Consider the following 23,288-nt stretch of genomic DNA (forward strand, 5'->3'; position numbering starts at 1 on the left):
GCAGCTGTCCGTCTGACGTGATCCAGTCGACCCCTGCTGCTCGGGCTCGTCTACACGCTCAAGGTCTTCGACATCATCTGGATCATGACCAAGGGCGGCCCGGCCGACTCCTCCACCACCTTCGCCACCTGGTCCTACCAGCTCGGCTTCGGCAACCTGCTGCCCGCCTTCGGCCCCGGAGCGGCCGTCGGCAACCTGCTCGTCGTCGCCGCCCTCGTCTTCGGACTGGTCTACGTCCGAGTCCAGCGAAAGCAGGCACTGGCATGACGAGTGCACAGACAGTCCTGAACCGACGCCGCCGGACCTGGGGGAAGACGGCCACCGGCCTCCTGCTGACCGCGATCATGCTCTTCCCGGTCTACTGGATGCTCAACGTGTCCTTCACCCGCGACCAGGACATGCGCAAGAGTCCGCCGGACCTGTTCCCCGCCCACGCCACCCTGGAGGGCTACCGGGCCGTAGTCGACCAGCAGTTGCCCTTCCTCGGCACCAGCCTCGTCATCGGCCTGGGCACCGTCGCCCTCACGGTGGCGCTGGCCGCACCCGCCGGCTACGCGCTGGCCAAGCTGCGCCCACGCGGCGGCGGCATCCTGAGCTTCATCCTGCTGGCCGCCCAGATGATCCCCGGCATCATCATGGCGATGGGCTTCTACGCCATCTACCTCCAACTCGGCCTGCTCCAGTCCGTGCCCGGACTGATCGTCGCCGACTCCACCCTGGCCGTCCCCTTCGCCGTCCTCATCTTCACCGCGTTCATGTCCGGCATCCCCGGCGAACTGCTCCAGGCCGCCCAGATGGACGGCGCCGGACCCGCACGCACCTTCCGGTCGATCGTGCTGCCGATGAGCCGCAACGCCGTCGTCACCGTCTCCCTGTTCGCCTTCCTGTGGTCCTGGTCCGACTTCGTCCTCGCCAACACCCTCGCCAACGGCGGAACCCACGAGCCGATCACCCTCGGCATCTACCACTACATCGGCAACAACAACCAGCAGTGGAACGCCATCATGGCCACCGCCGTCGTCGCCTCCCTGCCCGCCACGGTGATCCTCGTCCTCGCCCAGCGCTATGTCGCCGCCGGCGTGAGCGCCGGTGCCGTCAAGGACTGACACCGGACCGCCCGCACGCAGCCGCGCTCTCCATGAGCCGCCGCGCGAGCGCCGTCGACCCGCCCGGCAGACCGCCGACCGCCCCCGCTCAAGAAATGAGTCCCGCTTCATGACCGCCGCCCCAACCGGCCCGCCCTTCTCCGTTCACGACATCCCCTTCAGCGCGCACGGATCCTGGTTCGGCATCTCTCCCGTGCTGGCGGAGAAGACACGCGCCGAGGACCTCCACCTCGTCTCGCACCAGAACGGCATGCACGCCGTCCTGCGCCTGGTCCCCCTGGACCCGGCGACGCGCGACCGCGCCGAGACCCGCGTCGAGGCGACCCCGGGCCTGCTCAGCTGGACCGGCACGGACGGGCGCATCGACCTGGCCTACGAGTCGCCGGACACCGTACGCGTGCACGGCACCGGTCTCGGGTTCGGTATCACCGCGACGGCACACGCCCTGACCCCCTTCAGCGGGACGTATTTCTACCGCGACCCGGTGGACGACGCGCATGTGTTCACTTCCTACGAGACCGGGCGCCGCTACCGGATCACCGTGCTGTCCGGCACGGTTTCCGAGGTGTCCGGCGCCCAGGCCCTGGGCCCCGTTGACCGCGGTCTCACGGTCACCGCCGGGGCCAACGGCTCGTGGGAGGTCGCGGTCGAGGAACTCGACAGTGCGCGACTGCCCTTCCGCTCGTCGTCGACGTTCGGCGAGGTCATGGAGGCCGCGCGGCAGTCGTTCGCCGAGTGCGTCGACACGGTCGCCCCGTGGCGCTCGACCGCCACCCCGGCCGCCCAACTCGCCGCCTATGTGGTGTGGTCAGCGACCGTGCGCCCGGCGGGACTGGTCCCCCGGCCCGCCGTGCTGATGTCCAAGCACTGGATGGACAAGGTCTGGAGCTGGGACCACTGCTTCAACGCCCTCGCCCTGGCGCCCGGCTGCCCCGGCCTTGCGTGGGACCAGTTCTCGCTGCCCTTCGACCACCAGGACGACAGCGGCGCGCTGCCCGACTCCGTCACCCACTCCGAGGTCCTCTACAACTTCGTCAAACCACCCATCCACGGCTGGGCCTTCGGCCAGCTGCGCCGACGGCTCCCCGAGCCGCTCACGCCGGCGCAACTGACCGAGGCGTACGACAGGCTGACCCGCTGGACGGACTTCTGGCTCACCGCGCGGCGCGCACCCGGCGCCGCCCTGCCCCACTACCAGCACGGCAACGACAGCGGCTGGGACAACGCCACCACCTTCGACCCCGGCCGCCTCGCCGTCACCGCCGACCTCGCCGCGATACTGATTCTCCAGCTCGACGAACTGGCCCGGCTGGCCGGCGAACTGGGCTTCCCGGACGACGCCCGGCGCCGCACCGAGACAGCCGACGCCATCCAGGCCGCTCTGCTGGACGAGCTGTGGGACGGCGAACGGTTCCTGAGCCGCCCGGCGCACGGCGGCGCCCTCTCCCCGAGCGCGAGCCTGCTCGACCTGATGCCGATCGTGCTCGGCGCCCGCCTGCCCGCCAAGGTCCGCGACCGGCTGGCCGAACGGATCGAGACCCACCTCACCGCGTTCGGCCTGGCGACCGAACACCCCGGCTCCCCTCACTACGAGCCCGACGGCTACTGGCGCGGCCCGATCTGGGCCCCCGCCACCGTCCTCGTCGAGGACGGCCTGCGCCGCGCCGGACACGAACACCTCGCGGACGAGATCAGCGCCCGCTTCCGCGCCCTGTGCGAAACCTCCGGCTTCGCCGAGAACTTCGACGCCCTGACCGGTCAAGGGCTACGCGACCGCGCCTACACCTGGACCGCCAGCAGCTATCTGCTGCTCGCCCGCGACCACCTTCACCGCGCGGACACCGGGGCGAGACACCACCGCCCGCCGGCCCGCGGGCAACACCCCATCCAGACGTCCGGCACGGGGGCCGGCGCAGCAACAACCAGCCTTATCCCTGAAGGGAGATAAGCACATGCCAAGACTCGGGCAAAGACGCTCGACCACGAGACACCTTCTCCACGGCATCGCCAAGTCGCTGCTCTCGCTGACCGTCATAGCGGGCGTCACCACCGTGATGGCGACGCCTGCCTCCGCCGCCACCCCCGCCCTCACCGTCGACCTGGGCACCACCACCGGAGCCTTCCGGGGCGGCGCCTCAGGGGCGCTGTACGGCCTCTACGGTCAGGACGTGCCGACCAACAACCTCATCGAGGGGATGGGGCTGAAGACCACCAACACCAAGTACCAGGACGGTCAGCAGCACCCCGGCTCGGACGCCCTGGAGATCGCCAAGCCCTTCGTGGACAGCGGCGGCGGGGACGAGTTCATCTACATGACGGACGTGTACCGCGCGAACTACGAACGCACGAGCTACGCGGCCTACCAGGACACCATGAGGACCCAGGTCCAGCAGGCGATGGCCAGCCCGTACGCGAGCCACATCGTCTTCATCCCCTACAACGAGCCTGACCTCAACTGGTTCAGCGGCATGCGCAGCAACTCGACCACGCTGGCCAACTTCAACTCCGAGTGGCGCCAGACCTACAACTTCATCAAGGGCATCTGGCCCGCGGCGCGGCTGGCAGGGCCCAACCTCTCCAGCTACAGCTCCTTCGCCTTCAACGGCTTCCTCAGTTACTGCAAGGCCAACAACTGCCTGCCCGACGTCACGACCTGGCACACCCTGGGCAGTCCGGCGGACGTGCGCAGCACCGTCGACACCTACCGTGCCGCGGAGACCGCCGCGGGGATCACCTCCCCGATCCCCGTCAACCTCAACGAGTACGCCCACCGCTACCACCTGACCGACCCCGGCCAGATGGTCCAGTGGATCGGGGCGATCGAGGACGAGAAGGTCGACGGCAACCTGCCGTACTGGAACATCAACGGCAACCTGGGTGACTCCGCAGCCGCCCAGAACACGCCCAACGCCCAGTGGTGGCTGTACAACTGGTACAGCTCCATGAAGGGCGGCAACACCGTCAAGGTCACCAGCACCGGGGCCAACGCCGCCTACACCCTGCAGGGCCTGGCGAGTCTGGACACGGCCAAGAAGCAGGCCCGTGTCATCCTCGCCGGCGGGGGCACCAGCGGTGCCTCCGACACGGTCATCAAGAACATCGACCCGGCCGTCTTCGGAAGCACCGTGCACGTCAGCGTCTTCCAGGACCGCTACAGCGGCTACATCGGCGCGGCATCCACCCCGACCCGGCTCTCCGACGCCGACGTCACCGTGGGCTCGGACGGCTCGATCACCGTGCCCATCACCCTCGACGCGATGTCCGCGTACGAGGTGATCGTCTCCCCGGGCGGCACCGGCAGCAGCACCGCCTCCGACAGCACCTGGCGGGCCACGTACGAGGCCGAGACTGCCACGCTCAGCGGCAGCGGCTACAACATCAACACCGAGGGCACGACCGGCAACGTCGGCAAGTTCGCCACCTCGGGCACCAAGGACGTCGGGGGCCTGCGGACCGGCTCGACCACGGTGATCTCCTTCAACGTCTCCGTCCCCACCACTGGCGACTACAACCTGTCGGTGTTCGGCAACAGCTACGCCAAGGACGCCGACGTCACGGGCCCGACGAACATCTACGCGCGGGTCGACGGCGGCGCCTCCACCAGGATCGACATCCCGGTGGGCTTCCAGTGGGTGGTGTGGGGACATGATGACGCCACCGTGCACCTCACCGCGGGCAGCCACACCATCAGCCTGGCCACCACCGGTGACAACGGCGCGACGACCGTCGGCGACGCGATCATCGACAAGATCGACCTGCAGTACAAGGACGCCTCCGTCCAGGGCACCACGCTCTACGAGGCCGAGCAGGCCAACCTCTCCGACAGCGCCACCGCCACCTACACCGCCCAGGGCCAGTCCGGCGCCGGCGCGGTGAACCTCACCTCCGGCAAGTCCGCCACCTTCTGGGTCTACTCCGCACGGGACGGCTACGCGGACCTGACCGCCCGCTTCCGCAACACCGGCCAGGCCGACCTCACCGTCAACGGCAAGACCGTCAACGACCAGACCCTCTCCGGCGCGACGACCGGCGCCTGGTCCACCTCCACCAACCGGGTGTACCTGAACGGCGGCATCAACAAGGTCAAGGTGACCGGCACCAGCGGCACCCTCGCCCTGGACGACCTGGCCGTCACCCCGTTCAGCGCCACCGACCCCATCACCACCGGCAACGTCGTCACCTACCAGGCCGAGAACGGCACCCTCACCGGTACCGCGGCCGTGGACAACACCTACACCCAGGCCAACGGTGGCGTCGTCAAGGGCATCGGCAACGGAACCGCCAACTCCCTCACCCTCAACGTCAACGCGCCCACGGCCGGCACCTACGCCATGACCATGCGCTACGCCAACGCCGAGGAACTGCCCTCCAACCACTACAACCCCGACCTGTACGCCGAGCACGCAGACGTCAGCGTCAACGGCGGCACCGCCACCCGCGTCAACTTCGCCAGCACCCTGCACTGGAACCAGTTCCAGAACTACACCGTCCCCGTGACCCTCACCAAGGGCGCCAACACCGTTAAGTTCACCGCCTCACAGCTGTACAACTGGGACGGCACCACCATCGGCGTGGTCTACTCGGGCGGCGGCAGCGACATCGGACAGCCCATGCGGTCCAGCTCCGCGCCCCACCTCGACCAGGTCTCCCTCGCACCGACGAGCCTGCACATCGGTGCCTCGACCGGGTTCTCCTCCACGGCCGTCGCCCAGCACAGCGGGCTCTGCCTCGAAGACCCCGGTCAGTCGACCGCCAACGGCACCCAGTACCAGCAGAACACCTGCGGCAGCGGCCAGGAGCAGGTCTTCGACTTCCACCCCGTCACCGGCACGACCGACACCTACACCGTCGTCAACCACTTCAGCGGCAAGTGCCTGGACGTCGCGAATCTCTCGACGGCCGACGGCGCCATCGTCGAGCAGTGGACCTGCAACGACGGCAACAACCAGCGGTTCACCCTGCGCGCGGTGACCGCGCTCGGCAACAGCCACGACTACCAGCTCGTCGCCGTCCACAGCGGCAAGTGCGTCGACGTCAGCGACATCTCCACCGCACCGGGCGCCCTCGTCCACCAATGGACGTGCGACACCGGCAGCACGCTGACCACCAAGAAGAACCAGATCTGGCGGCTCACCGGAAAGGACTGACCAGCAGCGGATCCCCCTGAGCCTTCCGGCCAGGCCGGCAGAGACAGACCGCGCTCCCCTGCAGGACCCCGTGAGAGGGCCACGCCCCCCAGTCGTGGCCCTCTCCACGTGCGGACCAGAGCCCCCAGCCCGAGGGGACTGTCCAGCAGCATCTGGCGCGGTGCCCTTACTGCCGGGTCGCCGCCGACCAACTCGAGCATTTCGAAGGCGGGTTGGGAGTCCTGCTCGCCGACGCGGTCCTCGGCCGGGGAGGCCGCCGCCATCTGGCTACGCGCCCCGGCCGGGGCGGCCCCGAGGAATGGGCACCCCCACAGGAACGGGGGACGACGGGTCCGACCGCAGGCGTCCGGCACCGCACCGCTACCGAGAAGAGGCATCGCGCAGCCGCCGCCGTGGCTCTGACCTCTCTCGCCCTGCTGGTGGCCGTCCTGGCCGCCCACAACTGGTCCGACGACAGCGGTCAGCCCGGCTCGGTCACCCCCACCTGGGGTATTCCCGCCAACAGTTCCTCCAGCCCCACCACGCCACCCGGCACCGCGTCCGGGCCCTCCGCCTCACCGGGTGAGCCCGGCACCCATGCCCAGGGCGTCATACGAGTTCGACGGTCTGCTGCGCAGCGATGCCGCCCCCTCCCTCTGCCTGACCGCCGATCCCCAGACCCGGAACGTCCAGCTCGCGCTGTGCGTCGTGCACTCCCGCGAAGTGTCGTACACCCATCGCGGGGCGTGGGGAACTCCTGCTCCGCGGCCGCCAGGACCTCGCTCTGGCGCCGGGCCGGGGCGGCAGGTCCACGGAGGTGGTCGTGGCGGACCGTGACGAGTCGGACAGACAGCGATGGACGCTTGAGGCTGCGGAAACGGGGCGTGCGCGGCGCCATCCAGGCGGTGCCGGCGTTGCATGTGGCGACAGTCCCACGCCTCAGCGCAGGGTGAAGAAGACCATGGGGTTGTCCCTGCTGTCCCGGGGAGGGTGGCCCCCCGTGCGCACGGATTGCACCAATGATGTTCCAGGTGATTGACGCGCGCATGGCCACGCCCTACCTTCTGACCGATTCACCGAACCATGTTCGGTATATCGATCGACGCTTGCTGAATTTATGGGCCGCACACCCCCCTTGGAGCACGCATGACCACCTCCCGCCGCCAATTCCTCGGCATGGCCGCAGCAACCCCCCTGGCCATGTCCGGCGCACTGGCCCTCGGTGCCGGGACCGCCTACGCCGCCGACTCGGCCTACGTGATGTGCTACTTCACCGAGTCGACCAACCTCGGCGACGGCACCGACTACGGCCTGCACCTGGCCGTCAGCCCCGACGCGCTCGAGTGGACGCCGCTCAACCAGAACAACCCGGTGGTCACCCCCACCGCGGGCGACCTCGGCCTGCGTGACCCCTTCATCCTGCGCAAGCAGGACGGCACCTTCGTGGTGCTCGCCACGGACCTCAAGGGCACCGACTGGACCTACGTCAGTCAGTACATCCACGTCTGGGACTCCCCCGACCTGCGCACGTTCACCGGTTACCGGCGGATGAAGCTGCACGACATGAACACCCACAGCTGGGCGCCCGAGGCCTTCTGGGACGCGGGCCGCGGTCAGTACGGCGTGATCTACTCGGCCGTGAACAGCAGCGGGCACAACGTAATCATGATCAACTACACCAGCGACTTCGTCACGGCCTCCGCCCCGCAGGTGTTCTTCGACCCCGGCTACGACGTCATCGACGGCGACCTGGCCGTGGGCGTCGACGGCTACAACTACCTCTACTTCAAGGGGAGCCAGACGCTGAGGGGGGCCAGATCCACCTCCCTGAACCCGGGCAGCTTCACCGAGTACAGCACCGGCGTGTCGCACGGCGGCACCGAGGCACCGACGCTGGTCAAGTCCCTGAACTCCGGCACCTGGTGGCTCTGGGGCGACACCTACACTCCCAACGGCGTCTTCTACGCCTGGCAGACCGGCAGTCTCGCCTCCGGGACCTGGACGGCCCTCGACCAGAGGACCTATACCCAGCCGGTCAACTCCAAGCACTGCGGCATCACGACGATCACCACGACCGAGTACAACAACCTCCTCGCGAAGTGGGGAACCCCGGCCTGGAACCGGCTCAAGTCGTACAACTTCCCGGCCCGTTACGTCCGCCACTCCGACTATGTGGGCCGGATCGACACGTACCCGATCGAGCCGTACAAGGACTCCCTGTGGACCCTGGTCCCCGGGCTCGCCGACAGCTCCGGGGTCTCCTTCCGGTCGGTCAACTACCCGACCCGCTACCTGCGGCACTACAACTACGCGCTCCAACTGGACGTGAACGACGGCACGTCGACGTTCGCCGCCGACGCGACCTTCTACCGCACACCGGGCCTCGCGGACGCGAGCTGGGCGTCGTTCCGGTCGTACAACTACCCGACCCGCTACATCCGCCACTCGAACTACGTGCTGCGCATCGACCCGATCTCCACGACGACGGACCGGCAGGACGCGACCTTCCGGGTCGGGTACTGACCATGGAAGGCACCCGTATGTCCCACACCTCCGCGCGTGGCTGGGCCAGACGCGTCACCGTGCGCGTCCTCGCCCTCGCCCTCGGTCTGGCCGGTCTGACGGCCGTGGCCGACCGCGAGTCACCGGCGTCGCTGCACGCCGAGCCGGCCGCGGTCAGCACCACGCAGACGGCCGTCACCCCTCCCCCGCTGGGCTGGGCGTCCTGGAACAGCTTCGCCAGCAGCATCGACTCCGGCGTCATCAAGCAGCAGACGGACGCCCTGGTCTCCTCCGGGATGGCGGCAGCCGGTTACCAGTACGTCAACCTCGACGACGGCTGGTGGCAGGGCGCCCGCAACTCCGACGGCACCATCGCCGTCGACGCCGGCCTGTGGCCGAGCGGCATGAAGGCCGTCGCCGACTACATCCACAGCAAGGGCCTCAAGGCCGGCATCTACACCGACGCCGGCAAGAACGGCTGCGGCTACTACTACCCCACCACCCGTGCCGCCGCCCCCAACACCGGTATGGAGGGCCACTACCAGCAGGACCTGGAGACCTTCCAGAACTGGGGCTTCGACTACGTCAAGATCGACTGGTGCGGCGGCCGGGTGGAGGGCCTCGACCAGGAGGCCACGTACAAGGCCATCGCCGCCGCCAACGAGGCCGCCACCGCCGTCACCGGCCACAAGCTCGCACTGTCCTTCTGCGAGTGGGGCAGCGGACTGCCGTGGAACTGGGCCACCGGCTACGGCGACCTGTGGCGCACCAGCACCGACGTCATCCTGTGGGGCCAGACCCCCACGACAGCCATGATGCTCACCAACTTCGACCGGGCCCTGCACCCGGCCGCCCAGCACACCGGCTACTACGACGACCCCGACATGATGATGACCGGCATGAGCGGCCTGACCGCCGCCCAGAACCGGCTGCACATGAGCCTGTGGTCGATCCTGGGCGCCCCGCTGCTCGCCGGCAACAACCTGGCCACGATGAGCACCACCACCCGCGACATCCTCACCAACCGCGAGGTCCTCGCCATCGACCAGGACCCGCGCGGGCTGCAGGGCGTCAAGGTCGCCGAGGACACCCGCAATCTGCAGGTGTACGGCAAGGTCCTCGCCGGCACGGGCAAGCGCGCGGTGCTGCTGCTCAACCGCACCGGCTCCGCGGCGTCCATGACGGTCCGCTGGGCCGACCTGGGCCTCACCTCGGCCGCCGCCTCCGTACGCGACGTGTGGAGCGCCACCAACGCCGGTTCGTTCACCACGGGTTACACCACCACTGTGCCCGCGAACGACGCCGTCCTGCTCACCGTCTCCGGCACCGAGGCGTCCGGAGCCACGTACGAGGACACCACCACGGCCACCACGCCCGCCTTCACCGGCGTCACCGCTTCCTCGGCCGGCACCAAGCTGATCGACGTCACCTACGCCAACGGCGGCAGCACGGCCGGCAAGGCGACCATCCAGGTGGGCGGCCAGTACACGTACGTGGTCTCCTTCCCGCCAACCGGCTCGTCCTCGACCTACCGGACCGTGTCCGTGCTCGCCCACCTCGCCAAGGGCACCAACACCGTGCGCTTCGCGGCCGTCTCCGGCAGCATCACGCCCGACATCGACGCCATCCGCGTCCAGGACATCCCCGGCACCGACGGCACCGCCCTCGTCGGCGCGGCCTCCAACCGCTGCGTGGACCTCGCCAAGAACACCATCACCGACGCCACCCAGGCGGAGATCTGGGACTGTGCAGGCGGACAGAACCAGACCTTCACCCACACCACACGCGACGAACTCGTCGTCTACGGCAACAAGTGCCTGGACGCCGACAACAGCGGCACCACCAACGGCACCAAGGTCATCATCTGGGACTGCACCGGCGGCACCAACCAGAAATGGACCGTCCACTCCGACGGCACCGTCACCAACAACCTGTCCGGCCTCTGCCTGGACGCCTCGGAGGCGGCGACCGCCAACGGCACCAAGCTGATCCTGTGGACCTGCAACGGCCAGACCAACCAGAAATGGACCCTCAACTGACCAACGGCGCTCCGCCGGTCAGGAAGCAGCGGACAGATCGAGCCGTACGGGTTCGTCGCGGTCGCAGCGCAAGCTGCCGTCGACGACCCGTGCGGCGGCGACCTGGAGCGAGGAGCGGCGGGTGGTGTAGGTGCCGTCGTCGTCGGTGACAGGGGCGACGCGACCCGGGTGGGTGAAGTAGAAGACGTACGCGGTCTCACCCTGGACGACCACGTCGGCGTGGAGGCCGATGGTCCCGTCGTCGGGGCGGCTGCCGGGCTTGTCGAGGATCAGGCCCCGGTGTTCCCAGATGGTCAGGTCGTCCGACCGCAGAACGCCCTGGCCGCGCCACTCGTCGACGAGCATCCAGTAATAGCCGCCGAGTTCGAAGACATTGGGGCCCTCGTGCGGGCGATGGCCGATCGCCAGGCCGATGGGCCGCCAGTGGTACAGGTCGGGGCTGTCGGCGGCGCAGGTGAGCGAGCCGTGGGTGTCGTCCTTGAACCACATGCGCCATCCGCCGTCCGGCAGCGGGAACACGCAGGCGTCGATGACCCGGTCGGAGCCGAGATCCAGAGCACCGTGATGGGTCCAGTCGATCAGGTCGGGGCTGGTGTAGTGGCGGATGGAGGCGGCGCCATTCCAGTCGTCGCGCACGCCGCGGATGTAGCTGACGTACATGTGGTACAGCCCGTCGTGCCAGATGATCTCCGGCGCCCAGAAGGTGTTGCGGCCCCATTCGGTCTCCAGGCCGGTCAGGGTGCCGCGATAGGTCCAGGTGCGGCCGGCGTCCGCGGATGCGGCCACGCCCAGGTCGGTGCCGTAGACCCAGGAGACGCCTGGGCCGGGGGCGGTGGTGCGGCGGTTGGTGTAGACGAGCCACCATTCGCCGGCCTGGTGGTTCCAGATGGCCACCGGGTCGGCGGCGCCGTCGTATACCGGGTCGCGGAAGAGTGGCGCGTCGGCCACGGGGTTCACAGGGCTCTCCCTTGTTCGTGCTCGTGGTTCCTGCTCGTGCGGCGCGGCGTGTTCAGCCGCCCGTCGACTCCCGGACCACCAGGGCGAAGTCGCCGACGTAGTCCTGGTGCCGCGTCGAGGGCCCGGTCTGCTCGATGTGCCGGACCAGGAGCTCGACCGCACGCTCGGCCATGCCGTCGTGGTCCGGGTCCACGGTGGAGAGGGAGGGGATGAAGAACTCGCTCTCCGAGACGTTGTCGAAGCCGATCACCTTGACCTGGTCGGGCACCCGGATGCCGACGTCGGCCAGCCCCCGCAGCACGCCCATGGCCAGGGAGTCGGTGATGCAGAACACTCCGTCGAAGTCGAGCCCGCTCTCCGTCATCTCCCGGGCGCGCTGTGCGCCTTCGCGCATGCCGAGCCGGTCCACCTGCTGGATCAGGGCGCGGTCCACGGGAAGGCCCGCACCCTCGAGCGCCTGCCGGTAGCCCGTGAGGCGGAAGCTGGAGGTGTCGACCTCCTCCAGCGCCCCGCACAGGAACGCGATGCGCCTGCAGCCCCGCTCGATCAGATGGCTGGTGGCCGCCCGGGCCGCCTCCAGGTTGGGCATGGCGACGTGGTCGACGGGACCGCCGAAGATCCGGTCGCCGAGGACGACCACCGGGTGCTCCACCTTGAGCCGCTCGGCGTCGGCCTGGCTCATGCCGGCGGCGGTGAGGATGAGCCCGTCGTACAGGTGGTTGCGGGACAGGGAGAGCGCGTCCAGTTCGTTCTCCCGGGAAGCGGTCTGCTCGATGCTCACCCGCAGGCCGCGCCGTTCGGCGGCGGCGACGATGGCGGCCGCGAGCCGTCCGTAGTAGGGACTGTTGACCTCGGGAACGGCGAGACCGATGATCCCGGTGCGGCCCTTGCGCAGGTTGCGGGCGGCGACGTTGACCCGGTAGTCGAGCCGGGCCATCGCCTCCAGGACTTTCTCGCGCGTCGACGGGCGGACGTTCGGATGGTCGTTGATGACGTTCGACACGGTCATCGGCGAGACTCCGGCCGCCTTCGCCACGTCCTGGATCGTTACCACGCTCGCCCCTGGTCTGTGGTCCGGGAACCCACTGGCATGTTAAGCCGCGCGTCCGTACGCAGAACGGTGAAGGAGTGCCCCGGCACGGCGCAGACCGGGCCGGTCAGCCGGTCGTGGGCGGGCGTGGCCGGGGCGGGCCCGTATCGGCTGGTGGCGTCCGGGGTGACGGTGAGGGTCGTGCGGTCGTAGCCAGTGGTGCCCTCCGCTCCGGACAGGCGGAGGCGGACGGTGACCGGGTCGGGGGTGGTGTTGGCGATCTTGACGATGACCTCGCCGGTGCCGCTGTCGCGGACGGCCGAGACGGCGAACACCTCCGGGTCCGGCCGGACGTCCTCGACGTCGTGCAGCAGCGCGCCGTCGCGGAAGCAGCGCAGGCGCAGTCCGTCCACCTCCACCCGCAGGTCGTACCAACGCCCGCTCTGCACACCTTCGAGCACCCGCTCGCCGAGGTCCTCCCCCACGCCGTCGTCCACTCGCTGGAGCCAGGTCGCCCGGTTGTCCCAGCCGCCGAGCCGCCACTGGTACCGGCGGTCGGCCGTCGTCCCGGTGAAGCAGAGGACGAACCCCTCGGCGCCGTCCGTCCTCCTCGCCCGCACGGAGAAGGCGTACGACGCTCCCCGCACCGCGTCCGTGAGCAGCAAACCGGCGCCCGATCCGGCCGCGGTCTCGCCGCTCAGATCCCAAGTACCGTCCCGCGTATCCCAGGTGCGGAAATCGGGGGCCGGTGCGGGCTGTTCGCCCAGGGGGGCGCAGAGGACGTCGGTGAACTCGGCGCGGGTGTCGGATCCGGTGCCGATGCGGATGTCGTGCCGGTCGCTCACCTGGACGGCCGGTGCTTCGGGCGCTCCGGTGGCCGTGACGGGCAGCGCGGTGTCGCCCGAGTTCAGCGAATGCATCTGCTGGACGTGGTAGTTGAGGGTGGTCCAGACGTGCGTGTTGTCGAAGTAGATCAGGTCGGGCAGCCACTGGGTGTGCTCGCGTTTGGCGAGCAGCGGGGCGTAGGAGGCCATCCGGACGACATCGCCGTTGCGCTCCATGGCGATCATGTAGAGGGCCTCGGCGAGGGCGCTACGGCCGTCGTTGCGCCAGCTGCCGTACTCGCCGATGTACAGGTGCGGGCCCTCGCGGTCCATGCGATCGAAGCGGCGGGAGTTCTCCAGGAGCCAGCGCGGCGATTTGTAGGAGTGTTCGTCGACGACGGGGAGGTTCCGCTCACGGGCGAACGCCCAGCCCTTCTCCCAGTCTTCGCCGAAGGTCGCCGGGCCGAGGGTGCCGATGACCGTGATCTCGGGATGGTGCTCGCGCAGGGCGTCATGGATGCGGGAGAAGCGGTCGCGGAAGGTGTCGGTGATGGCGTCCTCATTGCCGACGCCCAGGTATTCGAGGCCGAACGGCTCGGGGTGTCCGGCGGCGGCACGCAGGGCGCCCCAGCAGGAGTCGGTGGGGCCGTTGGCCCACTCCACCAACGCCAGCACCTCGGCGACGTAGGCGTCCATCTCCTCGTCGGGGATACCGACCTGTCCGGGCACGTCGCTGTTCTGGCAGCAGACCCCGGCCGGGACCACGGGCACCGGCTTGGCCCCGATGTCCTCGCAGAACTGGAAGTACTCGTAGTAGCCGAGGCCCATCGACTGGTGGTAGCGCCAGATGTTGAACTGCTGCCTGCGCTCATGCAGCGGGCCGACGGTCTCCGACCAGCGGTACATGTTGCCGAGTCCTTGTCCGTGGGCGAGGCAACCACCGGGAAAGCGCAGGAACTTCGGTCTCAGGTCGGCGATCGCCTGCGCCAGGTCGGCGCGCAGGCCGCCCGGACGGCCCTTGAAGGTGTTCTGCGGGAAGAGTGAGACCAGGTCCAGGTGGACGGTGCCGGGGCCGGTGGCCGTGAGGGTGAAGCGGGCGTCCGGGTCGGTGACTTCAGAGGTGATGAGCACCGTGCGGCGCCTCCAGGAGCCGTCCAGCGGGCCCAACTCCGCCTGCCCGTGCACATGTTTGCCGTCCCGGCTCTCGATCCGCGCGACCAGCCGGACGGCGGTGCCCCCGGCCAGGCGGGCGAAGACGCTCACGTCGTACGTCTCCCCCGCCCGGACCGGGATGCCGTCGAACCCCTCGTTGCGCAGCCCCGCACCGGCAGTGGTGCTGGTGCTGGTCAGCACGGCGTAGTGCGGGTTGGCCGGGTGCAGCGGGTCGTCGGTGGAGACTGTGAGTGATCCGGCGGCGCCTTCCCGCTCCAGCAGCTCCCAGGCGGTGAGGGAGTGCCAATCGGGACGGTCGGCCGGACCGTACTCGAAGGACCGGTTCTGCACCAGCTCGGCATACAGCCCGCCGTCCGCCGCATGGTTGAGGTCCTCGAAGAACGCGCCGAACAGATCGGGGGAGATGGCGGTGCCCGGGGCGCGGGTGTCCACCTCGACGACCGTCTCGGCAGGGGGGCTGGCGTCGGGCACGGAGATACTCCTGCGTGGGTGTGGCGTTGCGTGCACGGTGTGACGGGGCGGACCCGCGGGGGAGCGCGGGGCCGCCCGGGACTACTTGGCGTACATCAGGGTGCCGAAGCCGAGGTGGTCGTAGCCGCCGCTGGTGGAGCCGTAGTCACCGCCGCCGCCCTCGATTCCGACGAAGTCGTAGTACATGGACGCGAGATACTCGTCGCTCCAGCCCATGCGTCCGTGGTAGTGGAAGTGGAGCATCGCCCACACCGGACGGATCTGCCCGCGGCCGGATTCGGAGATCACGGTCTGCTCGTTGTACGCGCAGTTCTGGCCGCTGCCCCAGCTGTAGGTGGTGAACGGTACGTCCTGGCCGATGTTGTACTTGGCGACGTACTGGGCCCCTTGGAAGAACCTCCTGCTGTCGTCGCTGTACAGGTCGACGCCCTGGTTCCAGGCCATCTCGCAGAGCGTGCCCATCTGGCCGACCCCCATGATGCTGTGGGCCTGGTCGCGGCCGGCCTCCTGCCACTGGCCCAGCCCGTAGCCGTTGTCGTCGGTGTACAGGTACGGCACGGCGTGTTCGATGGAGCCGTTGCCCGCGCCGCTCTGGAAGTAGGTGATGGCCTCGTCGAACTTGGCGCCGTCCTCGCAGAGGACGGCGATGGCCATGATGGACGCCATGTTGCACAGGTCCCAGTTGGCCCAGTAGTTGGTGATGCAGGCGAAGTTGTGGTCTCTCAGGTAGCCGTGGTTGATCGGGTAGAACACGTTCAGCATCATCTGCTGGAAGGCCTCGAGGTCGAAACCGCTGTAGTCGCGCAGCAGTTCGCCCACGTTGGCGAACTGCCAGCCCTGGATGCCGGCGACCAGCTCCGCGTCGGTGGTGCCCTGGATCGAGGTCAGCGTGCTCGACCATGCGTTGCAGATCGCGGCCGCGCAGTCCGCGTGTGCTGTGTCACCGCTGATCAGCCAGCGCAGTGCGTTCTGGTAGGCGGCGGCGATGTCGTTATAGAGGACCGGATAGTTGTTCGAGGTCCCGCTTCCCCGGTAGATGATGGACTGGGGGTTGGCCGTCCAGGTGGACGCGGAGTGGGAGTTGTTGACCAGGCGCTGCCAGCCCGAGTACCACGGGTCGGCACCCGCGGCCACTCTGACCTTGGCGCGGTTGATGTCGCCGGCGTTGTGCAGCCCGCCGGGGTGGGCCCAGACAGACGGCGCGGCGATGGCGGGCCGTACGGCGGCGGCACCGAGCGCGCCGGCGAGAGCGACTCCGCCGGCGGCGCGCAGGATGCCTCGTCGGCTCAGCAGCTCGGTAGGGAGGAGTTGGGGTGTGTCATGACCATGTGGGGGGCGATCGTTGCGGCTCATGGGATGTGCGACTCCCATCGGACGGGCCCGAACGGCTCTGATCGGGGGCGAGGTCGATTCGGTCGAACTGTGGGGGGGTGCCTGAGGGGTGAACCGGCCGGTGGACGCGGCTCGGTGATCACCTGCCGGGGATCTCCGACAACGTGACGCTGAGAGTGGCGGACCGGGCGGTCAGCTGGTGGATCGGCAGGACGCGGGGGCCGCACGCGGCGGACCCCAGTCCGTGCTGGGCGAGGTCGATGTTGACGTGTACGGCGTCTGTGGGCCGGAGTTCGTCGGTGTGCCGGGCGGTGTCGAGGTCCTCGCTGGTCCAGCGGCGGGCGGTCAGGTGGTGGGTCGGGTCACCGGTGACGCGTAGTCCCCCGCGCGGGCCGGTGAGCTCCGCCCAGCGGACGTCGGCCCGGCTGCCGTTCTCCTGGGGGAAGACGTACGGAGTCTGCAGCGCGTCCACGGTGCCGCTGTACCGGCCCAGGCGTGCGGCGCGGCGACTGTCCGGATACGCCTCCCCGGGGCCCAGCCCATACCAGGTCACGTGGTCGATCCAGACGGGCAGGGCCAGCCGTAGTCCGAGCCTGGGCAGCGGGACGTCCTGCCAGCCTTCGTCCGGTTCGATCTCGGTGGTGAGGCACAGTCCCTCGTCGGTGTCCTGCCAGTAGTAGGTGGCGTACATGCCGAGGTCGGTGCCGGCGGGGGCGACCCTGGTACGTACGACCAGCGTGTCGTCCTCGGTGTCCATGCCGAGCAGGCGGTGGTGCAGACGGTCCAGGCCGAAGCGCCGCCAGGTGTCCGCCACCGGATCGTGGCCGAGCCGGTCGTTGTCGATCGGCGCCCGCCACAGGTCGAGTCGGGGGCCAGTGACGGGCAGGTCGCCGAGCCGGGTCAGCCGACCGGTGCGGGTGTCGAACAGGCCGGGGTCGGGCCTGGTCCCGCGGGTCGGTCGGCGCGCGAAAATCGGCTCGGGGACACGTTGGGCCCAGGCGATCTCATGGCCGGCCGCGGCCCAGCGCTCGTCCTTGGCGAGGCGGGCGCTGACGGTGAGTGTGCCGGTGGTGTCCGTCGTGGGGTACGGCAACCGGGCCGGAGGGCTGCCCGCGGGAATCGCCGGAAGCGGCAGGTCGCCGGAGGCGGTCTTCTCCCCTTCGTGTTCCACACACCAGGTCAGGACCAGATGGGAGAGGTCTCGGAAATCGTGGAGGTTGGCGATCTCGATGCCGTCCGGTGCCATCGTGATGCGCACCGGTTCCACGACCTTCTTGTACTCGGCCAGGCCCGGCGAGGGGGTGCGGTCGGGGAACACCAGGCCGTCGCAGACGAAGTTGCCGTCGTGCAGTTCCTCGCCGAAGTCGCCGCCGTAGGCGAAGTGACCGTCCTGGCGCAGGCCGTGGTCGATCCATTCCCAGACGAAGCCACCCATGCATCGTTCGTACTTCTCGAACAGGCGCTGGTATTCGGCGAGTCCGCCGGGACCGTTGCCCATGGCGTGGGCGTACTCGACGACGACGGCCGGCATCCCGCGCCGCCGCGCGTCGGCGACCGGGTCGGCGAGCGGCTCCTCCGCGCGTCGCCCGATGGCGTCGAGCTCCTCGTGGGAGGTGTACATACGGCTGTACACGTCGGTGTAGCGACTGCCCCAGTCGTGCTCGTAGTGCAGCGGCCGGTCCGGGTCGCGCCGCTTGGCCCACTCCGCCATGGCCTGGAGATTGCAGCCGTCACCGGCCTCGTTGCCCAGCGACCACATGACGACACTGGGGTGGTTCTTGTCCCGCTCGACCGTCCGCTGCATACGGTCCAGGTACGCCTCGCGCCAGCGTGGGTCGTCGCTGGGATTGCCGCGCCAGTCGCCCAGCAGGGAGAAGCCGTGCGTCTCCAGATCGCACTCCAGCATCACCCACAGGCCCAACTCGTCGCACAGTTCCAGGAACCGGCTGTCCGGCGGATAGTGGCTGGTGCGGACCGCGTTGATGTTGTGGCGCTTCATCAGCACGATGTCCTCGCGCATGGTCTCCTCGTCGAGGACGCGCCCGTGGTCGGGGTGGAACTCGTGCCGGTTGACGCCCCGCAGCAGGACGGGTCGGCCGTTGACCTTCAGCAGCCCGTCCTCGACCGCAACGGTACGGAAGCCGAACCGCAGGGGAATCGTCTCTCCCCCGGCCCGCAGCTCACCTGCGTACAGCCGGGGAGTCTCGGCCGTCCACGGCTCGACCGCCTCGACGTCGTACGGCCCCTGGGCGGGTACGTCCCGCAGGCCGAGCTCCTCGACGGTCAGCCGGGCGGGTGCGGAGGTGTCGACGCGCAGGGTGCCGCGGCCTGTGGTGTGGTCGAAGTCCGCGTGCACGAAGAAGTCGTCGAGCGCTCCCAGAGGACGCGCGAGAAGCGTGACCGAGCGGAAGATGCCGGAGAGCCACCACATGTCCTGGTCTTCCAGGTAGCTGCCGGGAGACCACTGGTGGACACGGACCGCGAGGACGTTGCGGCCCGGCCGGGCGATCCCGGTGACGTCGAACTCGGTGGGCAGCCGGCTGCCGGTGGACCACCCCAGTTCCCGCCCGTTGAGCCAGGCGGTGAAGCAGGAGTCCACCCCGTCGAAGCGCAGGACCGCCCCCGGACCGCCCCACTCCTCGGGAAGGTCGAAGGCCCGGCGGTAGTCACCGGTGGGGTTGCAGTCCGGGACGTACGGAGGATCCAGGGGGAAGGGATAGGCGATGTTCGTGTAGATCGGGGCACCGTGACCGTGCAACTGCCAGTGGGCGGGGACGGGCAGCTCGTCCCATCCGGAGTCGTCGAAGTCCGGCCGTTCGATGCCCGTCGGCGCCTCGGCGGTGGACGGCGACAGCCGGAACCTCCAGTCGCCGTCCAGAATCAGCCGGGGAGCGTCCGAGCGGAATGCGGCCCTCGGGGGCCTTCGGCCCTCACCCGGGCTGAAGGTCGTCAGCGGATCGGTCATACGGGTTCCGGCTCCTCTTGACGTGGCGGTGAACTTCGGCCTGGTCACGCAGGACCCACCGCGTGCTGGGCGGGAGGGATGGAGCAGGCCGGACACGGGCGGTTCTGCGGCACTCCGCGCGGGGAGCACGGTCCAGGGCGCTCAGGACGCGGCGGCCGCCTGGGCCTCGGCGGTGGTGAGGAACTTCAGGTTCGTCACATGCTCGTTGGCGTACCACTGCACGGTGTCGGTGGTGTAGTACCAGCCGGGCTTGCGCATCGTGTCGGCGATGACGACGCCGTTGACCACGAGGTTCTCGAAGGTGACGTTCTTGATGGCGTGGTCGGCGTCGTAGCCGAGAAACAGCGACGGGTTGGCGTGGGTGCCCGTGTAGGTGAGGTTCTTGAGGTAGACGTCCTCGATACCGCGGCCGACCGAGGTGTTGTACTTCGTGTTGAACATGACCCGGAAGTTGAGGAGTTGGCCCCAGCGGAAGTCCTCGACCCGGACGTCCTCGACGCGCACGTTCCTGATCAGGTTGGAGTCGCCTGCGTTGAGGGAGATGCAGCCCTGGTAGTTCATCTGGGGTTCGCGGTGGTCGAGGATGTCGACGTTCTTGATCAGCAGGTTCTCGATGACGTCGGGGTTGTCGGTGTCGCCGTGCGTGCCGACCTGGATCGGGTGGGCGACATCCGCCCACAGGGTGCAGTTCTTGATGGTGAGGTCGCTGGTGTCGCCGTAGAAGTCGTTGCGGTGGGCGTAGATGGAGAAGCTGTCGTCGGAGGTGCGGGCGAAGCAGCCGTCGAAAGTGAGGTTCTTGGAGCAGTAGATGGGGTAGCCGTCGCCCCACGTTCCCCAGGTGAACACGCGGGTCTTGTGGACGTGGACGTTCTCGGCCTGCCCGAAGCCGATGCCGCTCGCCAGGAAGATGACGCCGTCGACCCGGCAGTTCTTGCTGTTCTCGATGCGCAGACCGCCGACCGAGGAGGTCGGGGCGAGCAGGACGCCGTGGCCCTTGACGGTCACCTTCTCGACGCCCTTGACGTCGAGCTGCGCCTTGAGGACGGCTCCGCCGGCCAGGTAGACGGTCTTGCCGCTGGGGACGGTGAGGATGTTGCCGGGGACGGTGTGCAGGCCGGGGCCGTAGTAGAGGACGTCCGGATCGTCGGCGGACGGCGCGTGCTTCTCGACCAGGTTGGTGATGATGTGCAGGCAGTCGAAGATCTCGTCGTTGATCTGGACGATGACGTCCTTCGGCTCGTCGAGCGTGAACACCACGGTGTCTCCGCCGACTTCGGGCGTGATGCCGTACGAGTTCGGCCGCACCCGGGCCTTGGTGGTGCCACCCTTGAGGTAGGTGACCTCCACCTCGACCGGCCCGCAGAAGTCGAAGTACACCATCGAGGAGCCCCAGACCTTGCCGGAGCCGGTGGTGGGGTTGATCTCCTTGGTACCCGGCGCGTAGCAGGAGAGGGTCTGCCACTCGCCGTCGGGGGCGGTGCGCACCCTCACCTTGAAGCTCGCCTGGATCCCCACGCCGGACGGTATCGGGTAGGTGACCAGCTGCGGCTCGGGGGTGGTGTCGTCGTCCGCGTGGGCCGCCGTGGCGGTCAGGGAGGTCAGGCCGGCGGCCAGGGCAGCGGCTCCCGCGGCCTGAAGGGTTCTGCGACGGGACAGGTTCGTGTTCATGTGCGGCTCCTTGTCGGGGTGAAGTGCGGCTGCGGGAAACGAAACTGATGTTGCGTCAGTCCAGTTGGGCGTGGACCGTGACGAACGAATGGGGCGGCAGCGTGAGGGAGAGGCCCTGGTCGGTCGTCTTGAGGTCGTCGAAGGGGCGCGGGCTGACCGTGTCCGGGGTGCAGGGGGTGTTGTGGTCCTGAAGCCGGTCGGCGGTCAGGATGCGGGCGCTCGGTTCACTGACGGACCGGCCGCGTAGGTCCAGGGTCAGTTCGGCGGGTTCTTCGGCGTCGAGGTTGGACAGCGAGATGAGCACCGTCCGGTCCTTGACGCTGGCGGAGGCGGACAGGGTCTCCAGCTCCGTGTCACCAACGGTGCGTCGGGCGCCGTTTCCTGTCAGATGGACGGCGAGCGAGGTGGCGTCCTGGTGTCCCTTGTTCATCTCGAAGACGTGGTAGGTCGGGGTCAGTACGAGTGCGTCGCCGTCGGTGAGGAGCATCGCCTGCAGGACGTTGACGGTCTGGGCGATGTTGGCCATGTGCAGGCGTGCTGCGTGCTTGTGGAAGATGTCGAAGTGGGTGCTCGCCACGAGTGCGTCGCGCAAAGTGTTCTGCTGGAACAGGAAACCGGGGTTGGTGTCCGGTTCGACGTCCCACCATGTGCCCCACTCGTCCAGAACCAGGCCGACGGTACGGCCGGGGTCGTAGACGTCCATGACTGTGGAGTGGCCGGTGAGGATCCGGTCGGTCCTGCGGGCGGCGACCATCGTGCGGTAATAGTCGGCGGTGTCGAAGTCGGTGGCGCTGCCCTTCGCCTCCCAGGGGCCGGCGATCGTGTAGTAGTGCACGGACAGGCCCTGGAAGAAGTTCTTCGGGGTGGCCTCGCAGCCGAAACAGCTGATCTGCTGCATCAGCGTCTCGGTCCACTTGTAGTCGTCGTCGGAGGCGCCGGAGGCGATGCGGTAGAGCTTGTTGTCGCCGTGGTCGCGGCAGTAGGTGGCGTACTGGCGGGCCAGGTCGGCGGAGTACTCGGCGCGCATGTTGCCGCCGCAGCCCCAGGTCTCGTTGCCGATGCCCCAGTACGTCACTCGCCAGGGCTCGTCGCGGCCATTGACCCGGCGCAGCCTGGCCATGGGGCTGTCGCCGTCGCGGGTGAGGTACTCGACCCACTCGCTCATCTCCTGGACGGTGCCGGAGCCGACGTTGCCGCTGATGTAGGGCTCGGCTCCGAGGAGTTCACACAGGGCCATGAACTCGTGGGTGCCGAAGTGGTTGTTCTCCTCGACGTCGCCCCAGTGCGTGTTGACCATCCGGGGGCGCTGGTCGCGGGGGCCGATGCCGTCCCTCCAGTGGTACTCGTCGGCGAAACAGCCGCCCGGCCAGCGCAGGTTGGGGATGTTCAGGGCCCGCAGCGCCTGGACGACGTCGAGCCGGATGCCTCCTTCGTTGGGTATCGGCGAGTCCTCCCCGACCCAGAAGCCGCCGTAGACGCAGCGGCCGAGGTGCTCGGCGAAGTGGCCGTAGAGATGGCGGCTGATCGTCGGGCCCTCGATGTCGAGGTTGATGACCGCGGTGGCGTGGGACACGGAGGTGCTCCTGCGTCGATGAAGAGGTGCGTGGGGGCGCGATGGATGCGGGGCGTTGCGGCGGGGTGTCATTGCGGGACGCGAGCAGGGGTGGCGCGGCGATCCCGACCGCGGCTGCCCTGTTCGAGGTGTCGAAAGTGTTAGCAACCGGTTTCTTGTAGCGATACAAGAAATTGCCACCGCCGCGTCGGATGAGTCAAGAGGCTTGCGCCAAGCTCCTGTCGTCGGACATGAACACCCGGTCGGACCGATGCTTTTGGGATGTTCCGAACTCTTGACACCACTCGGAGACGCACCTAGCGTTCGCGGCAAGTTTTCACAACCGGTTTCTCGTGGCAGGCGTTTCGGGGCGTGACGCCGCACAGACGAAGCACCGGTCCATCAACTCTCGGCCGGCACCCGTGCATTCGGTGGTAGCCGACAAGGCCGTACACCACACCTGGGCGCACGACAGCGCTTCCTTCTCCCTGCCCTGATGTCCTCCCCGCGCGTCCTCCCCCGCGCGGCAGCGCCGTTCCCGCA

The 23,288-nt window shown here is 68.8% G+C and carries 13 protein-coding genes and 1 pseudogene; 6 read left to right on the forward strand and 8 right to left on the reverse strand.

Going from position 1 to position 23,288, the window contains the following annotated elements:
• Positions 1-21: 21 nt before the first annotated feature.
• The 4 genes and pseudogenes from ACWC09_RS24875 to ACWC09_RS24890 form a co-directional block, all read left to right on the forward strand.
• A pseudogene (locus ACWC09_RS24875) lies at positions 22-267 on the forward strand (sugar ABC transporter permease); the annotation flags it as partial.
• The gene (locus ACWC09_RS24880) at positions 264-1,106 is read left to right on the forward strand and encodes a carbohydrate ABC transporter permease (protein WP_450852790.1); all 843 of its coding nucleotides are present in this window, start codon (positions 264-266) and stop codon (positions 1,104-1,106) included. The pseudogene ACWC09_RS24875 and the gene ACWC09_RS24880, both read left to right, overlap by 4 nt.
• Before the next feature lie 109 nt (positions 1,107-1,215).
• Complete coding sequence (locus ACWC09_RS24885) at positions 1,216-3,054, forward strand: amylo-alpha-1,6-glucosidase (protein WP_450852791.1); 1,839 nt, start codon at positions 1,216-1,218, stop codon at positions 3,052-3,054.
• 4 nt (positions 3,055-3,058) lie between these two features.
• Positions 3,059-6,253: an RICIN domain-containing protein gene (locus tag ACWC09_RS24890; RefSeq protein WP_450852792.1), complete on the forward strand. Its 3,195-nt coding sequence runs from the start codon at positions 3,059-3,061 to the stop codon at positions 6,251-6,253.
• 460 nt (positions 6,254-6,713) lie between these two features.
• Here ACWC09_RS24890 and ACWC09_RS24895 read toward each other — a convergent pair whose 3' ends face one another.
• A complete protein-coding gene (locus tag ACWC09_RS24895; protein ID WP_450852793.1) occupies positions 6,714-6,845 on the reverse strand; it encodes a hypothetical protein in 132 nt (43 codons plus the stop codon).
• A gap of 533 nt (positions 6,846-7,378) precedes the next feature.
• On the opposite strand from ACWC09_RS24895, the gene ACWC09_RS24900 reads away from it, so the two are divergent.
• On the forward strand, positions 7,379-8,755 hold the full coding sequence (locus ACWC09_RS24900) for a glycoside hydrolase family 43 protein (protein ID WP_450852794.1): 1,377 nt from the start codon (positions 7,379-7,381) through the stop codon (positions 8,753-8,755).
• Positions 8,756-8,772: 17 nt separating this feature from the next.
• On the forward strand, positions 8,773-10,773 hold the full coding sequence (locus ACWC09_RS24905) for an RICIN domain-containing protein (RefSeq protein WP_450852795.1): 2,001 nt from the start codon (positions 8,773-8,775) through the stop codon (positions 10,771-10,773).
• A gap of 18 nt (positions 10,774-10,791) precedes the next feature.
• On the opposite strand, the gene ACWC09_RS24910 is transcribed toward ACWC09_RS24905, so the two are convergent.
• From ACWC09_RS24910 to ACWC09_RS24940, 7 genes are all read right to left on the reverse strand, one after another.
• A complete protein-coding gene (locus ACWC09_RS24910; protein WP_450852796.1) occupies positions 10,792-11,730 on the reverse strand; it encodes a glycosyl hydrolase in 939 nt (312 codons plus the stop codon).
• Positions 11,731-11,782: 52 nt separating this feature from the next.
• Positions 11,783-12,784 (reverse strand): LacI family DNA-binding transcriptional regulator, encoded by a 1,002-nt coding sequence (locus tag ACWC09_RS24915; protein WP_450852797.1) that lies wholly within the window; start codon positions 12,782-12,784, stop codon positions 11,783-11,785.
• Positions 12,778-15,228, reverse strand: coding sequence for an alpha-L-arabinofuranosidase C-terminal domain-containing protein (locus tag ACWC09_RS24920; protein WP_450852798.1), 2,451 nt, complete (start codon positions 15,226-15,228; stop codon positions 12,778-12,780). Before ACWC09_RS24920 ends, ACWC09_RS24915 begins: the two co-directional genes overlap by 7 nt.
• 81 nt (positions 15,229-15,309) lie before the next feature.
• Positions 15,310-16,581: an alginate lyase family protein gene (locus ACWC09_RS24925; protein ID WP_450852799.1), complete on the reverse strand. Its 1,272-nt coding sequence runs from the start codon at positions 16,579-16,581 to the stop codon at positions 15,310-15,312.
• A gap of 118 nt (positions 16,582-16,699) precedes the next feature.
• Positions 16,700-19,525: a glycoside hydrolase family 2 TIM barrel-domain containing protein gene (locus tag ACWC09_RS24930; protein ID WP_450852800.1), complete on the reverse strand. Its 2,826-nt coding sequence runs from the start codon at positions 19,523-19,525 to the stop codon at positions 16,700-16,702.
• 141 nt (positions 19,526-19,666) lie between these two features.
• Positions 19,667-21,193 carry an endo-polygalacturonase gene (locus tag ACWC09_RS24935; RefSeq protein ID WP_450852801.1) on the reverse strand — a complete coding sequence of 509 codons (1,527 nt, stop codon included), beginning with the start codon at positions 21,191-21,193 and terminating at the stop codon, positions 19,667-19,669.
• Between the two features lie 55 nt (positions 21,194-21,248).
• Positions 21,249-22,766 (reverse strand): alpha-N-arabinofuranosidase, encoded by a 1,518-nt coding sequence (locus ACWC09_RS24940; RefSeq protein WP_450852802.1) that lies wholly within the window; start codon positions 22,764-22,766, stop codon positions 21,249-21,251.
• Positions 22,767-23,288: the final 522 nt, after the last annotated feature.

It is taken from the genome of Streptomyces sp. NPDC001617, assembly GCF_053596855.1.